This is a genomic window from Brevundimonas sp. AC546, from assembly GCF_979258305.1.
This window is the reverse complement of the sequence record NZ_OZ409849.1, coordinates 2500926-2514552: the sequence shown is the minus strand read 5'-3', so window position 1 is coordinate 2514552 and position 13627 is coordinate 2500926. Positions and strand designations below refer to the sequence as shown.

Annotated in this window: 15 protein-coding genes and 1 tRNA gene; 5 read left to right on the top strand and 11 right to left on the bottom strand. The window is 63.5% G+C overall.

Going from position 1 to position 13627, the window contains the following annotated elements:
* Positions 1-76: 76 nt before the first annotated feature.
* Positions 77-469, bottom strand: a complete 393-nt coding sequence (locus ACZZZD_RS12365) for a hypothetical protein (RefSeq protein WP_463435423.1) — start codon at positions 467-469, stop codon at positions 77-79.
* Positions 470-1189: 720 nt separating this feature from the next.
* On the opposite strand from ACZZZD_RS12365, the gene ACZZZD_RS12360 reads away from it, so the two are divergent.
* Entirely contained in the window at positions 1190-1864 is a 675-nt protein-coding gene (locus ACZZZD_RS12360) for a GIY-YIG nuclease family protein (RefSeq protein WP_463435421.1), read from the top strand.
* Positions 1865-2366: 502 nt separating this feature from the next.
* Here ACZZZD_RS12360 and ACZZZD_RS12355 read toward each other — a convergent pair.
* Both ACZZZD_RS12355 and ACZZZD_RS12350 read right to left on the bottom strand, forming a co-directional pair.
* Positions 2367-3026 (bottom strand): hypothetical protein, encoded by a 660-nt coding sequence (locus ACZZZD_RS12355; RefSeq protein WP_463435419.1) that lies wholly within the window; start codon positions 3024-3026, stop codon positions 2367-2369.
* Complete coding sequence (locus tag ACZZZD_RS12350; RefSeq protein WP_463435418.1) at positions 2995-3546, bottom strand: EF-hand domain-containing protein; 552 nt, start codon at positions 3544-3546, stop codon at positions 2995-2997. Before ACZZZD_RS12350 ends, ACZZZD_RS12355 begins: the two co-directional genes overlap by 32 nt.
* A 198-nt stretch (positions 3547-3744) precedes the next feature.
* On the opposite strand from ACZZZD_RS12350, the gene ACZZZD_RS12345 reads away from it, so the two are divergent.
* The 3 genes from ACZZZD_RS12345 to ACZZZD_RS12335 all read left to right on the top strand — a co-directional run bounded on the left by ACZZZD_RS12345 (position 3745) and on the right by ACZZZD_RS12335 (position 4979).
* The gene (locus ACZZZD_RS12345) at positions 3745-4209 is read left to right on the top strand and encodes a Ros/MucR family transcriptional regulator (protein WP_463435417.1); all 465 of its coding nucleotides are present in this window, start codon (positions 3745-3747) and stop codon (positions 4207-4209) included.
* Positions 4210-4374: 165 nt separating this feature from the next.
* Positions 4375-4455 (top strand) — tRNA-Thr (locus tag ACZZZD_RS12340).
* 170 nt (positions 4456-4625) lie between these two features.
* Entirely contained in the window at positions 4626-4979 is a 354-nt protein-coding gene (locus tag ACZZZD_RS12335; protein WP_463435415.1) for a helix-turn-helix domain-containing protein, read from the top strand.
* Here the strand turns inward: ACZZZD_RS12335 and ACZZZD_RS12330 are convergent, their stop codons facing one another.
* The 4 genes from ACZZZD_RS12330 to ACZZZD_RS12315 all read right to left on the bottom strand — a co-directional run bounded on the left by ACZZZD_RS12330 (position 4980) and on the right by ACZZZD_RS12315 (position 6636).
* On the bottom strand, positions 4980-5348 hold the full coding sequence (locus ACZZZD_RS12330) for a hypothetical protein (RefSeq protein WP_463435414.1): 369 nt from the start codon (positions 5346-5348) through the stop codon (positions 4980-4982).
* The gene (locus ACZZZD_RS12325) at positions 5348-5734 is read right to left on the bottom strand and encodes a hypothetical protein (RefSeq protein WP_463435413.1); all 387 of its coding nucleotides are present in this window, start codon (positions 5732-5734) and stop codon (positions 5348-5350) included. Before ACZZZD_RS12325 ends, ACZZZD_RS12330 begins: the two co-directional genes overlap by 1 nt.
* A gap of 89 nt (positions 5735-5823) precedes the next feature.
* The gene (locus ACZZZD_RS12320; RefSeq protein ID WP_463435411.1) at positions 5824-6162 is read right to left on the bottom strand and encodes a hypothetical protein; all 339 of its coding nucleotides are present in this window, start codon (positions 6160-6162) and stop codon (positions 5824-5826) included.
* A gap of 27 nt (positions 6163-6189) precedes the next feature.
* Positions 6190-6636: a helix-turn-helix domain-containing protein gene (locus tag ACZZZD_RS12315; RefSeq protein WP_463435409.1), complete on the bottom strand. Its 447-nt coding sequence runs from the start codon at positions 6634-6636 to the stop codon at positions 6190-6192.
* A 157-nt stretch (positions 6637-6793) separates the two neighbouring features.
* Between ACZZZD_RS12315 and metK the strand changes: the two genes are divergently transcribed.
* Complete coding sequence (metK, locus tag ACZZZD_RS12310) at positions 6794-7999, top strand: methionine adenosyltransferase (protein ID WP_463435407.1); 1206 nt, start codon at positions 6794-6796, stop codon at positions 7997-7999.
* Positions 8000-8004: 5 nt separating this feature from the next.
* Here metK and ACZZZD_RS12305 read toward each other — a convergent pair whose 3' ends face one another.
* From ACZZZD_RS12305 to ACZZZD_RS12290, 4 genes are all read right to left on the bottom strand, one after another.
* Positions 8005-9270 carry a pentapeptide repeat-containing protein gene (locus ACZZZD_RS12305; protein ID WP_463435406.1) on the bottom strand — a complete coding sequence of 422 codons (1266 nt, stop codon included), beginning with the start codon at positions 9268-9270 and terminating at the stop codon, positions 8005-8007.
* A 53-nt stretch (positions 9271-9323) separates the two neighbouring features.
* Entirely contained in the window at positions 9324-9953 is a 630-nt protein-coding gene (locus ACZZZD_RS12300) for a bifunctional diaminohydroxyphosphoribosylaminopyrimidine deaminase/5-amino-6-(5-phosphoribosylamino)uracil reductase RibD (protein ID WP_463435404.1), read from the bottom strand.
* Positions 9950-10663: a 2,3-diphosphoglycerate-dependent phosphoglycerate mutase gene (gene gpmA, locus ACZZZD_RS12295; RefSeq protein ID WP_463435402.1), complete on the bottom strand. Its 714-nt coding sequence runs from the start codon at positions 10661-10663 to the stop codon at positions 9950-9952. Before gpmA ends, ACZZZD_RS12300 begins: the two co-directional genes overlap by 4 nt.
* Before the next feature lie 217 nt (positions 10664-10880).
* The gene (locus ACZZZD_RS12290) at positions 10881-13535 is read right to left on the bottom strand and encodes a TonB-dependent receptor (RefSeq protein ID WP_463435400.1); all 2655 of its coding nucleotides are present in this window, start codon (positions 13533-13535) and stop codon (positions 10881-10883) included.
* Positions 13536-13627 lie beyond the last annotated feature (92 nt).

Below are 13627 nucleotides of genomic sequence, written 5' to 3'. Positions count from 1 at the left end.
TGATCTCAAGCTTCACAGACCAAAACGGCGGCCCTTGTATGAGCCGCCGTCGTCAGTCTGAAGATATGTATGAGGCCTAGAGGCCGCCCTGGCCGATCGGAGCCAACAGCGCATTCGGCACCATGATCCGCAAGTCAGCGTTCGCGGGATTATCGCACTGCTTGTCATTGTAGAAAGTCATGAGGTGCGTTCGGCGCTGCTCAGCGAGCTGCTGGGCATCGCGTGCGTTCAAGTAGTTGCCAGCGGCGGCGGGCCAAAACAGCAAGACCGCAGCCACGTTGGCTCCATTAACGCCCTTGTCGCTGTCAGCGTCTCGCTTGATTACGTCCAGCTTGGCAAATTCCTCTTTGAGCTGCGTGCAAGTCATGGCGCGGTCGCCCGGCATCATGACGCTGACCTTCTCGGTCGTCGTGCAAGCAGCAGTGCTCAGGGCAGCCGCAATGGCGGCCGCGATGATTGTTTTCTTCATTTGAGATCCCCCCGGATCAGACTGGTCTGGAGCCCTTTGCTCCAAGATAACATTGATCTAGCACAGTTGATGTCTGTGTCTAGAGGTTGTGCCGATGGGAAGAGGTGGAGGCCCAGCCCCTTGCGGGAAAGCTGGGTAGGCTACTGGGCCGCCGTGTTCCATCGAGGGGAACTTGAGCACCATATCACGTCGTCCACGAGATTTGAGGCAGAGCTCTAATTGAAGCGCAAACGCCTGTCGTTATTCGTCGTGACCCCGCGCTACACCGACGTAGCGTCCCTTCGCACGGTCGATTTTGTGGGGCCAGAACCTCAAAGAACCGACGAATAGCAGGAAGGCTGTGACGGCGATCATCGAAGCGAACACCAATCCCGCTAAGGCCGCGACCATGAAACCTGCCGCCATCGACACTAGCACGGCGGTCGCAGCCCAAGATGTAGGTTTAGCCAGGACAGATCGCGGGAAGCAAAGCGCGGTGACAAGTACGATCACAATTATTGGAAGCGAAACGAGACCTACAAGGATGAGGGCCCACCAGCCCTCCCCAAACTCGGGGATGCCTAGGACGAGTAAGGTCAAACCGAGCACGGGAATGGCCCAGCTGGCAAGCACGCGTAGAGCGAGCGTCTGTCTGAGCCCCATTACCTTACCTCAACCACCCATTGCAGACATTCAATATGTCGGCCTACCCTACGCACCACTCAACAGATCGTCGCCAGCATGTTCGAAAGCCCAATCTCGATTATGGTCGAGGGTATCGTTTACGTCCTAACCAACGAGGCCATGCCAGGCATTGTCAAGATTGGCAGGACGTCCGGAGACACCGTTGAAAGGCGCGTCGCCGAACTCAGCCGCGCGACTGGCGTTCCCCTTCCCTTCCGCGTGGCTGTTGCCAGGCGAGTGCATGATGCGGTTAAGGTGGAGAAGGCGCTCCATGTCGCGTTCGGCCGGGAACGGGTGAACCCTGCTCGTGAGTTTTTCTCAATCGAGCCCTTCCGTCTAATCGAACTATTGAACGCCTTCCCTGGCACCGACCTTACGCCAGAAGCCGAAGCTGCCGCAGAACGTGAAGTTAGGAAGGACGAGCCTCGTGCCTACGAAGCTGAACGGAGCTTCGAACAGAAGAAGCGCAGGCCGCCTCTCAATTTTGAGGAGATGGGTTTGACGATCGGATCTGAACTGATCCACGTTGAGACGGGCGACGTCATCCAAATCGTCGAGGCTAAGAAGGTTCGTCTGAGGGACGAGGTTGTGTCGCTGACGCGAGCTCAGCAGCTTGTCTCAGGCGCACCCTATGCGGTTCAACCTGGCCGGTACTGGAAGGCTGCCGATGGTCGCACAATATCGGAGCACTACGAGGCGACGTATCCCCACGATGACGACGCCGACGTGTGAGGGTCAAGGTGGACTTCCCGTCTGGAGATCACGTCTGATTTCGGCCGTGAAGCTAAGAGGTGAAATCGCCCCGTTGCAGACATGCCAGGCCTCAGTACAGTGGCGGCATGACTAGGGGTTGGAAGATCTTTTGGACCGTGGTCTGCTTAGTCGCGGCGTGCCTATTCCTCTGGGAATTCTTGAATGGATGGTTCGAGATCGTCGCTCCCTACGGTGACGGACACGGCCCCGACCCCGGCTCACGAGAGGCTCTGATGGGGTCTGAGCGACGGCGGCATGATGCTCCACGGGATGCCGCCACGGCCGCTTTCTATTGGCTGGTATTCTCGGCGATTGTAGCCGGTGTTGTCAGCCTGGCCCGCAGCGCCGTCCGCTTGCTGGGCGTCGAAAAGGGATGAGCCACCTGTAGCTGACATCCGCAACGTCCGCTCGTGGCAAGGGTAGCCAATGTCCACTTTCGGGAAGTGAGCCAACTTCGCAAATCGACCCATTGCGGACCCTGTCACGCAGCCCACGTCTCCATTTCATGGAGTGCCTGGAGTCCGGGGTAGTCCCGTTTCTGGGGGTATTGCTGACGGTGATAGGCATCCCAATAGCTGGTCGCCCTCGCGCGGAGCTTCTGCACAGTCTGCCGGTTCTCGCGCACGAGGTTTGCATAGATCGACTGATCCAGAGTTGGGAGCGCGTCCCGAACGTCTTCGACGATCTCGATCACATATTCACCGAGCAACATGAGAACGAACGGCGCGACCCACGCGCTTTGATGGTCAATCACGGACCGGAGGGCCTGCTGGCGTAGGCGGCCATCCGTTGCACGCGTAATGAGGCAGCGTGACGCCGGGTTGAAATTGCTCAACCTTTCGGTGGTGCCGGACAGGCAGGCGAAATGTAGTCGCTGAGGAATGGCAACCATATGACCCGTGACGTCGATTGCCTCGGATCGCTGCCGATAGGCGTCATCGACGAACGGCGACAACTCAGATGCAGCTTCATTTGCCAAAGCGGTCATGTCGAACGGAAATGCTCGACGCGCGGCATCCTGGAACGGCTGGGGGGATAGAGCATACATCCCGCAGTTATGCTGGCTGAAGCAAATGTCCGCTACCCACCCAAAGCGGACGTTGCTGCTCTCATTCGGCGAATTGTACAGAACCGGGCGCACGGGTCAGATACCCGTCGCGGTTCCGGTCAGCCCGGCGGAACAGCACATATGACGCAAAACGGTAGCTTTGCTTGTCTAAACTCGTCCGTCCGTAACCGGCCACATCGCGGTAGTTTGCACCGCTTGCCCGCTCACAGACAGCGCGCGCGTTCGTATCTAAATTGCGAAGCCGACGGGTGCACCAATCCGTGACGTACTCGACCTCGGTGACCGCGCCGTCCCCGTCGGTATCCATCCGGAGCCACGACGCCCAATCCATCGTGTAAAACTCCTCAAACGACATCCGATGATCGCAGTCGAGGTCAGAACGAAGCCCTCGGGTAGCGCTCTCGCGGTCCGAATAAGCCAACCGATCGTTGATATTCTCGGGCGGCGTCGGCGGGTAGTTGGCCGCCCAGTCTCGCCGTGCTTGCTCGCACTCGGAAACGGGCGCGCTGCCGGTCGCCTGCGCTGCAGCGTTCGAGAAAAGACCTGGTCCCGCCAAGAAGACCAATGCCAGCCAGAATACTGCAAGTCGCATCGGTTACTCCCGAATGAGCGAGTTGGACAAACTAAGGCCCACCCTCTTTGCCAAGCGGCGACAAAGAAACAGCGCGCTTCAATCTAGGTTGTCAACGTCCGCTTCCCACCCATTGCAGACGCTCAGAATGTCGGCTTACGGTGGGCACGGAATGTCGATTCAACCGGGATTCTGCCATCGCCAGGAACGCATCGCCAAATGACTGATCAGCCGACTTCATCGCTTCTCGACATGACCGTCGGGATCGTGGCCAACTACCTCTCGAACAACAACCTGGCACCAGAGCGGATCGGCGATCTGATCTCGTCCACTCATGCGGCCCTAGCGAACGTCGGCCAGCCTGAACCGGAAGCCGTCGAAATCTTCGCTCGCGCCAGTGCCGGCCAAGTCCGCAAGTCGATCACTGACGAGGGGCTGATCAGCTTCATCGACGGCCGAACCTACAAGTCGTTGAAGCGCCACCTATCGTCGAACGGGATCACCCCAGACGAATATCGCGATCGATATGGGCTACCCTCCACCTACCCCATGGTTTCGCCTGACTACTCAGCCCGCCGGTCGGAACTGGCAAAGTCGATTGGACTGGGCGCGAAAGGCCGCAAAGCTAAGCCTTCTCCAGATGCTCCGAAGGCATCCGTGAAGCGAGGCCGTCCCACGAAGTGAACTCCTGGCAGCGCGGGCCATGCAGGTATAGCGCAGGTCGCAATTTGTCGCGTTCCCACGCTAACGATCTTTAACTAGGAAACACCTGAACAACCCCTTCGGCCCAAACTGGGAAGCCTGTGGGTGGGGAGCTTTCGGCCTGAGCGAAACGGTGCCAGAAGCTAGGCCCGGCTTGAGTTTGACAGGTAAGCTTCCATCGAATTCGTAATGATGGGGTCAGGTGTTCGAGTCACCTAAGCGGCACCACTTTTCCGAGCGCGGTTCGCGCCGGAAATGACGGCGGTAACGCCGACATGTATCCTGAAGGTTGAATTCATGCGGATCAGCACACGTAGCACTCCCTAGCGGAGCAGCTTTGGCTTGACGGCGTTGACGTTTTGGGGCCATGGCGCCGCATTAGCTGTCCGTAGGCCGACATGAACGACGCAGTAGATCCCGTAGACATCGCCATCGGCGGTCGTATCCGCGCCCGTCGCGAGGAACTGCGTATCACGCAGGCGCAGTTGGCCGCCGGCGCGGGCGTCACCTTCCAGCAGATTCAGAAGTACGAGCGAGGCGTCAATCGCGTGTCGGCTGCGCGCCTTCTGCAGATCGCCTCGGTGCTGAAATCGACCGGCGCCGCTCTTCTGGGCGAGTTGGAAACGGCCGAGGGCGACGAGCTTGCGCTGGCCGCTCCCGGCGTTGCCGAACTGCTGGCCGCCTTCCGCGGGATCAAGGACGCCGCTCAACGCGACGCCCTTCTGACCGTAGCCAAGGCCCTGCGCGGCTGATCAGGCGCGGTTGCTGGCGCTCTTCAACAACTGCTCGACCTCATCGCGATGATCCGACGCGTCCAAGGCCGCGCCGGCGAGCCATGACTGGACCGCATCCAGCGCTCGCATGTCTCGACCGTCCGAACGGCCGGCGTCGGACAGGCTTTGGCGAATGATCTCGATCATGCAGACGGCCTCGACCGCCGTCTTGGGCGCGTGATCCAGAAGCGTGGTTTCCGCCGCTTCCATCGGGGCGAGATCCAGTTCGACCAGCAGGTTCTCGCCGCTGGTCGATAGCCCCTGCGAGCCGACCTGCTTGGCCAGATTGGCTGTCTCCAGCCACGAGCGGAAAAGAGGCATGAAGCCGTTCGAGGTTTGGGTGTTCATTAGATTATGACCTTGTGTGGCGCGCGGGTCGATGCGGGCCGTGATTTGGGATGGGCGTAGGGGGCGGCGCGCGCCTCCCAAACGCCGAAGAGGGCGAGGAGCAGGAGTTCGAACCAGACGACCATTCGGGTCGATACGATCGACCAGAGAAGGGCGTCGGAACCGGCGATACCGGCCACATGGGTCGAGACCGCGATAAGCTGGGCGCCAGCTGCAAGAAGCAGCCACCATCGGTCGTAGCGGAGAGCCAGACCTACCAGCAGAAAGAACATGGACACCGAAAGGATCGCCACCCCCCACCGGAAATTCCCGATGAACAGGTGATCGACCAATGGCGTGCCCCAGTTGAGGACGACCAGGGCGACCAAGGCGATCCGCTCGGGCATACGGCCTTTCCAGAGCAAAAGCGCCATGACGCCATAGGTCAGACACGCCAGAAGCAAGGACAGCGGCGACCACATCCCGACAGCAGCGATCAAGCGGCGACGGCGAGAACCGGGGCGAACCCGGTGGGTTTGACCGTCTTGTCTTCTTGCGCACCGTCCATGTACCAGCCGATCTGATGATCGTCCGCAACCTGGGCCAACTCGCCATGGGTGGAGATCACGGCGCCGCGCACCTCGGCGAGTTGGCTGAGGCCGCGAACCATATTGGCCAGGGCGTCCTGACCGACTTCCGCCGCCAGACGAGCCTCGACCCGACCCTCCAGCGCCGTCTGGACCAGCCGGCAAACCTCGATCATCGCTTGATCGACGGCGTGTTCGGCGGTTCTGACCTGTCGCGCCACCCTGACGCCGACATGCATATTCTTCATTGGCTCATCTCCCGTAAGCCGGTTGCGTCAGCGCATTTCAGCGGGAGCGATCCGGTCAAACAGGGATGGAACCACCATGCCCGCCGTCACGATCCCGATGGCGAACAGAAGGGCGATGGCGGCGCCGGCGACGATGATTCCCAGCCGCGCCAGCACGCCACGTGGCGGCGTCGGCAAAAGCCAGGAAGTCGTCTGATCGAAAACCGTATCGTCCGCCTGTTCGGCCGACCTGGGATCACTGAGCGTATCTTGGACGGTGTTGGGAATGAGTATCGACGCCTCTGAGTAGACACTACTCAACCTGCGCGCCGCCAGTTTGCGATCTGACACGCCGAGCTTTGCGTAGGCTCTGTGCAGGTGGTTGCCGACGGTGCGCGGCGAAATGCCCAGACGCGCAGCGATCTCCTTGTCCTCCAGGCCTTGACCGGCGAGGTGGACACATTCGCTTTCTCTCGTCGTCAGGCTGTCAGACATTTCATCCCCCGACGCCTGTTTACGCTAAATTTCAGCGCTGTCAGCCGGGTTCCCTCCGCCCGCCTTCTCTTTCCATGTCAGCGCCCAGCGTCAGATCACTTGAACATATAAGCATATCTTTATATGTCTGACGGCCTGACACAGACAGGAGCCTCTCTTGGCCGCTCGTTCCTCCTTCCTATTCACCTCGGAAAGCGTTTCCGAAGGTCACCCCGACAAGGTCGCAGACCGCATCTCCGACACCGTCGTGGACGCCTTCCTGGCCAAGGATCCCGAGGCGCGCGTGGCGTGCGAGACCCTGGTCACGACCCAGCGCATCGTTTTGGCCGGCGAAGTCCGCGCCACCCAGCCGGGCAATACCAAGGAAGAGAACGAGGCCTTCACCCAAGCCATCATCGACAGCCTGGAGCCGCTGGTCCGCGCCGCGGTCAAGGACATCGGCTATGAGCAGGACGGCTTCCACTGGGAGACGGCGAACTACGCCTGCTACCTGCACGCCCAGTCGGCCGACATCGCCGTCGGCGTCGACTCGACCAACGAGAAGGACGAGGGCGCGGGCGATCAGGGCATCATGTTCGGCTATGCCTCGAACGAGACGCCGGAACTGATGCCGGCGACCCTGCAATACAGCCACAACATCCTGAAGCGCCTGGCCGAGGTCCGCCACGCCGGCGGCTCGCAGCTGGAGCCGGACGCCAAGAGCCAGGTCACGATCGAATACCAGGACGGCAAGCCGGTCCGCGCGACCTCGATCGTCCTGTCGACCCAGCACGCCAAGGGCCTCAGCTCCGAAAAGGTCGCCGAGATCGTCAAACCCTATATTCTCGAAGTCCTGCCTGAGGGCTTCACCGACGAAGAGACCGTCTGGCACATCAATCCGACCGGCATCTTCGAGATTGGCGGGCCTGACGGCGACGCCGGCCTGACCGGTCGCAAGATCATCGTCGACACCTACGGCGGCGCGGCGCCCCACGGCGGCGGCGCCTTCTCGGGCAAGGATCCGACCAAGGTGGACCGTTCGGCCGCCTACGCCTGCCGCTACCTGGCCAAGAACGTGGTCGCGGCGGGTCTGGCCGACCGCTGCACCATCCAGATCTCCTACGCCATCGGCGTGGCCAAGCCTCAGTCGATCCACGTCGATCTGCACGGCACGGGCAAGATTTCGGAAGCGGTTCTGGAAGATAAGATCCTGGACCTGATCGGCGGCGCGACGCCGCGTGCGATCCGTGAGCACCTGAAGCTGAACAAGCCGATCTACGCCCGCTCGGCCGCCTATGGCCACTTCGGTCGCGAGCCGGATGCGGATGGCGGTTTCAGCTGGGAAAGAACCGACCTAGTCGATCAGCTCAAGGCGTTGGCCTAAGACTGTCAGGCGGCCTGGTCGATGATCAGGCCGCGCACGCCCGTCAGATTGGCGTCGGTCAGGTCGGCCTGACGCATCTGGGCGCCGTGCATTGTCGCCCGGCCCAAATCCGCGCCGACCAGAACCGCGCGCTTCAGATCGGCGCCGGACAGATCCACACCCCGCAGCACCGCGCCCGTCAGATCGGCCGGCATCAAGCGATCGGCGGTGATCAGCAACGGTCCCAACTGCGCCTCGCGCATGTCCGCGCCGTTCATCCTCGCGCCCTTCAGACGCGCCCCGCGCAGATCGGCGCGACGAAGTTTGGCGGACCTCAGATCGGCGTTTTCGAGCTGGGCGCCCTGTAGCTGCACCCCCTCCATGTCCAGGCCATAGAAGACGGCGCCCTTGGCCGACAGCGCGGTCAGGTTCAGCCCCGTGATCGACTTCAGCGGACGCAAATCCACACCGTCGAACACCGACGGCTGGCCCTCTGATCCCCCGGTCTCGCACCAGCGCGCGTGTTCGCGCAGCATTTCTGCGGCGGGCATCCGGTCCACGGATTCGCACGACGACTTATTGTCTGTAAGCGCGCCCTGCATGTCCGCGCCGTCCGCGCGCCACATGGTCATCTTGCAGCCCACAAGGATGGCGTCGCGCAGATCCGCGCCCGACAGGTCCGCACCGGACAGATCGGCCCCGGCGAGGTCCGTGCCACGGAAGTTGGCCTGTTTCAGATTGGCCCTGACCAGTTTGCAGTCCTTCATCACCGCGCCGGAAAAGTCGGCCTTCATGGCGATGACGCCAGACATCTTGGAGCGTTGCAGATTGGCGCCTGACAGGTTGGCGCCGACGGCCTCGGTCTCCTCGCGGTGACGTGGCTCGATGACCTTGAAGCCCAGCTTGGCGTCGGCGGCGGCGATGGTGCCTTCGCGCAGGTCCGCCTCGAACATGTCGGCGCCAGACAGGTCCGCGCCGCGCAGGCAGGCGCCGCGGAGGTCCGCACGACGCAGGCTGGCCTCGGCCAGAATCGCGTCCTGCATGTCCGCGCCGAAGAAGTTGGCGTTGTCGAGCTTGGCCCCCGTCAGGTCGCAACCTTCCAGGCAGGCGGCGGCGAAATCGGCGTCGGCGAGATTGCGGCCCTTCAGACTGAGGCCCGACAGGTCCATCCAGGCGAAGACCGCACGGGCGCCGCCGGGGCGGGCCTGGAACAGCCGGTCATGCCGGGCGCAGACCAGATCCAGTTCCGCCTGCGTCAGGCGTTTTCTCACGATGGGTTCCGCCAGTGCCATTTCGACACATTGCGCCCGTCTGACTTAAGAAACCCTTGAACGACAGGCGGTTGTCAGGCGCTGAGCAGGCCCTGCTCGTCCAACGCCTCGGCGAGCTCTCCAGAGCCGGTCCACAGGCGCGTATAACCCGCCTCGCCCAGCCGCTTCAGCTCGGTGACCAGATCGGCCTTGGGCGAGGCGACGAAGCGGCCGTCGAAGCCGACGCCGTCTTCGCTAACCCGTACCATCGGACGCCCGGTTTCCAGCCGGTGCAGGAAGCCTTCGCACAGGGCGGCCCCCTCCTCGCACATCAGGCCGGTCTCGACGGTCAGGCCTTGCGCGCGCAGACGCTCGGTGCCGCGTCCGGCGGCGAAGGGAGACGGGTCCAGGCAGGCGATGACCACCCGCGCCACGCCCGCCTCGGTCAGGAAGTGGGCGCACGACTTGCGGCCCGACGACCGGGCGCCGCACGGCTCCAGCGTGACATAGACGGTCGAACCAACGACCTCGGCGCCGGCGGCCGGCACGGCCTGCTCCTCGGCGTGGGGGCGGCCGCCCGGCGCGGTGGCGGCCTGGGCGATCACCCGGCCGTCCTTGACGACGACGCAGCCGACCGCCGGATTGGGCCAGGTCTCGCCCATGCGGCCCTTTGCCAGCGCAATGGCCTGGGCCATGAAGGCCTGGTCGGCTGCGGTCCAGTTCATGATGCGGTCGGCAGCGCTTCGGCGCGAGCGGCGTCGAGATAGCGGGCGGCGGTGGGCTTCAGGTCCGCGTCCAGATCGATCTCCAGCGGATTGCCCGTGGGGATTTCGACGCCGACGATCTGATCGTCCGGCACGCCGAACAGCAGTTTGACGATGGCGCGCAGCGAGTTGCCGTGGGCGGCGATCAGAACGTCCTCGCCGGCCTTCAAGCGCGGGGCGATCTCGGTGTCCCAATAGGGTTTCACCCGGTCCAGCGTGGTCTTTAGGCTTTCGGTGTCGGGAATGGCCTTGCCGACATAGCGGGGGTCGGCCTCGAAATCGAACTCGCCGCCGGGCGCCAGCGGGGGGGGCGGCACGTCATAGCTGCGGCGCCAGACCTTGACCTGGTCCTCGCCGTGCTTCTGCGCCGTCTCGGCCTTGTTGAGGCCTGTCAGCCCGCCGTAGTGGCGCTCGTTCAGGCGCCAGTCCTCGACCACGGGAACGTCGGTCAGGCCCGCCGACTGAAGGGCCAGGGCGCCGGTGCGCTTGGCGCGCGTCAGGACCGAGGTGAACATGACCGCCGGCTTGAACCCCGCCTCGGCGATCAACTCGCCGCCGTGACGCGCTTGGGCCTCGCCTTCCGCCGTCAGATCGACATCGACCCAACCGGTGAAGCGGTTTTCGAGGTTCCACTGGCTCTGGCCATGGCGAAGCAGGATCAGGCGCGGCATTCGGTCGGTCCTTTGGGAAACGGTCTTTCGGGGTAGGACGCCCTCCCAAGTCGGTCAAGGCTCACCGGGACCAAGCCGTCGCCCGGCTTGTCGCACCGGGCGCACGGAGGTAACAGTCGGCCGATGTCAGACCGTCTGTTCTTCCCCCTGGCGCTTGCCGCCGCCGTCGTGATGATCGCCCTGGCGACCGTCTGGCCCTGAGACGCTGAGCGTATCCCTAGAACAGGATCTTGCGCAGGTTGATGCGGAACACCCGTCCCTGCGGGTCCAGATAGTCGCGCTGATAGTTGACGGGCGTGGCGCCGTCGCTGCTGGTCACCGAAACCCGGTCGTCGAAGATGTTCTGAACGCCGAAGCCGATCCGTGTTCCCTTCAGGATCGGGAAACGCTCCACCCACGACGTGCGCTGGGTCAGGTCGGCGAAGGCGAACAGATTGACCGTCGTCCGTCCCGAGAAGTCCAGATCAGGCGAGCCCAGAGCGTCGCCGTTGACCGTGGTGCCCGCACGCCAGTTGGCGTTGACGAAGGCGCCCAGCCCGTTCTTGAACAGGCCGGTCTGAACCTGGACCTCGTGGCGCGACTGGCCGCCTGAACCTGAGATCGAGTCCCCGTCCAACAGGTCAAGCGGCTCCAGCCCCTCGCGGATCACCACCTCGTCCTGAACGCGCCAGGTGTGGGTCAGCGACAGGTTGAACATGCCCTGCCCCGGCTGCATCCCCGGCCCGCGCGAACCGCGCATCCGACCGCCGCCGGGCCCTCCGGGTCCGCCCGGCCCGCCGCCCATCATCATGCCACCGCCGCCAGGACGACCGCCCGGTCCCCGTCCCGCCAAGGCGGGGTCGGCCTTGCCGAAGGGGCGCGAGAAGTTGAAGCCCCACTGCACGTCCTGCTGCTCGCGCTTGAAGAAGTTCAGCGGGCGCGCGTCAATGGACAGCAGATTGCCGTCGGCGTCGCGAACAAACCGCTCCGGCAGGGCCGCCTCGAGGTCAGGCGTGATGGTCGGGAAGCTGGAGATCTCGTCGTCCGCCTCGGTGCGGGTATAGGCCAGGTTCAGCCGGAAATCCTGGGCCGATAGCGGCTGCCAGTTCATGCCCAGCTTCAGGATGCGTCGATCCTCGGCCTTCAGATTGGGATCGCCGCCGGTGATCTGGTTGACCTCGACGGTCTGGCTGTTGCGGAAATCGAAGACCGGGGTGTTGGGCGTCGAGACCGTGGGGTCGTTCAACTGCTGGACGGTGGGGGCCTTGCCCTCGTCGGAATAGTTGGCCGACAGTGACAGCCGCTCGACCGGCGACCAATTCAGACCGGCCCCGACCGACGAGACGCCGCCGAAGTCGGACAGTTCCTGATAGGCCAGGTTCAGATTGGCCGACAGATCGCCGATCGTGGGCAGGATGCCGCGATCGACATTGGAGATCGGCAGGTCGAAGTTGGCCTGGACGCTGCCCGAGTTGCGCGACTGCGAACGGTCGATGACGTCACCTGAACGGACACTCTCTGAATCAAGCGACTGATAGCCGGCGCCGACCTTGAAGGTCGAGGTGATGTCGCCCGCCGGCAATTCGTACGGCCGGCCGTTCAGCACCAGCTCGGCCGTCGCGGTCTGGGCCACCGAGTTCGCGGTGTCGCGAGCGCTCTCCGTCACCCGACCGTCCAGGTCGCCGAACGGATTGATGGTCAGGTCCCCGGCCGTGATCGCCGATTGCAGCGACGTCGCATCCACGCCTCGTCCGGTGGAGGTGTCGGTCTCGACGCGGCTGTATTCCCCCGTCGCCGTCCAGCGCCAGTCGCCGACATAACCGTCGAACACCGTGCCCAGTTCGGCGCTGCGGGTATCCGTCTCGCGCGTCAGGGCGCCGGGCAGGTTCAGATAGCGATACAGCAGCACATCGTCGCCGAACGGCGACCAGGGGCTGGCGTTCGGCAGGGTCAGGGTCACGCCGGGCAGCCCCAGGTAGCTGAAGCTGCTGGAGTCCTCCAGGCTGCCGCTCAAGGTCATGCCGACCTTGTCGTTCAGATCATGCTTGTAGGTGCCCGCGATCGACGCCTCCGCCGTTTTGGGCGACAAGGAACGATAGGCGTTCAGATCGCCGATGTTGGCCACGCCCGCCGTGGAAACGAAATCGGACAGGGTAGGCGCGCCGCTGGCCGCCGAGACGGGGACGCCCGCCACATCCACGGTCGATCCGGCGAGGGCCGACAATGCAGGGTCGATCTCCCCGCCGTCCAGTCCGGTGATATTGCCCCGGCGGTCGAACAGGGTGTTGGTGTCGCTGCGATCGATGTCGCGTTCGGTCTCGAACAGGGTGTTGGCGGTCGACCCATTGATGTCCAGCGACCAACGGTCGGCCCCGGCGATGCGCAGGACGTTATTCTCGGTCGACGTCGTAGTCCGACCGCCCTGCTCCGGCCGACTAACGTTGACCGAGGCGGTCAGCGACTTGAAGTCCGCCTTCAGGACGATGTTCACCACCCGCTGGTTCGCGCTGTAGCCATAGGACAGCGCCGTCTCTTCCGGCAGAACGTCGAAACGTTCGATCGCCTCGGGCGGGATGCCACGGATCTCGCGGAAGCCCGAGATGCGGCGCCCATTGACCAGAAAGACCGGCGATCCGCCCCGCGCGCTGCGGGTCTGGGCTTCCAGCAGCGTGACCAGTTCGCCGATGTTGGTCGCGCCGAACGCCTGGATCTGTGCCGAATCGTACGAGACGATCGGCTCCTGTCCACCCAGGGCCACGCCGCGACGCGCGGCCGTGACCTCGACATCAGGCAGCACCACCGTGGGCTCTTCCTGCTGCACCTGGGGCTGGGCAGGCTCGACGACGGCGGCGGCAGGGGCCAGCGCAAGAAGAAGAAGCGCGGTCTGGGTCATGGAACAACGATCCGGAAGAAGATTTCAGCCCCTGTGGGATGGCACAAACATGGCTGGAAAACGACGCAATTCATGAAGTTTCAGAAAGCGTT

What these genes read in the sequence shown, in the direction of transcription:
- ACZZZD_RS12320 (WP_463435411.1), bottom strand. Translation starts at nt 6,162, where the DNA reads ATGAAGAATATGCATGTCGGCGTCAGGGTGGCGCGACAGGTCAGAACC.
- ACZZZD_RS12315 (WP_463435409.1), bottom strand. Translation starts at nt 6,636, where the DNA reads ATGTCTGACAGCCTGACGACGAGAGAAAGCGAATGTGTCCACCTCGCC.
- ACZZZD_RS12360 (WP_463435421.1), top strand. Translation starts at nt 1,190, where the DNA reads ATGTTCGAAAGCCCAATCTCGATTATGGTCGAGGGTATCGTTTACGTC.
- ACZZZD_RS12325 (WP_463435413.1), bottom strand. Translation starts at nt 5,734, where the DNA reads ATGCCCGAGCGGATCGCCTTGGTCGCCCTGGTCGTCCTCAACTGGGGC.
- ACZZZD_RS12330 (WP_463435414.1), bottom strand. Translation starts at nt 5,348, where the DNA reads ATGAACACCCAAACCTCGAACGGCTTCATGCCTCTTTTCCGCTCGTGG.
- gpmA (WP_463435402.1), bottom strand. Translation starts at nt 10,663, where the DNA reads ATGCCGCGCCTGATCCTGCTTCGCCATGGCCAGAGCCAGTGGAACCTC.
- ACZZZD_RS12350 (WP_463435418.1), bottom strand. Translation starts at nt 3,546, where the DNA reads ATGCGACTTGCAGTATTCTGGCTGGCATTGGTCTTCTTGGCGGGACCA.
- ACZZZD_RS12300 (WP_463435404.1), bottom strand. Translation starts at nt 9,953, where the DNA reads ATGAACTGGACCGCAGCCGACCAGGCCTTCATGGCCCAGGCCATTGCG.
- ACZZZD_RS12365 (WP_463435423.1), bottom strand. Translation starts at nt 469, where the DNA reads ATGAAGAAAACAATCATCGCGGCCGCCATTGCGGCTGCCCTGAGCACT.
- ACZZZD_RS12345 (WP_463435417.1), top strand. Translation starts at nt 3,745, where the DNA reads ATGACTGATCAGCCGACTTCATCGCTTCTCGACATGACCGTCGGGATC.
- ACZZZD_RS12305 (WP_463435406.1), bottom strand. Translation starts at nt 9,270, where the DNA reads ATGGCACTGGCGGAACCCATCGTGAGAAAACGCCTGACGCAGGCGGAA.
- ACZZZD_RS12290 (WP_463435400.1), bottom strand. Translation starts at nt 13,535, where the DNA reads ATGACCCAGACCGCGCTTCTTCTTCTTGCGCTGGCCCCTGCCGCCGCC.
- ACZZZD_RS12335 (WP_463435415.1), top strand. Translation starts at nt 4,626, where the DNA reads ATGAACGACGCAGTAGATCCCGTAGACATCGCCATCGGCGGTCGTATC.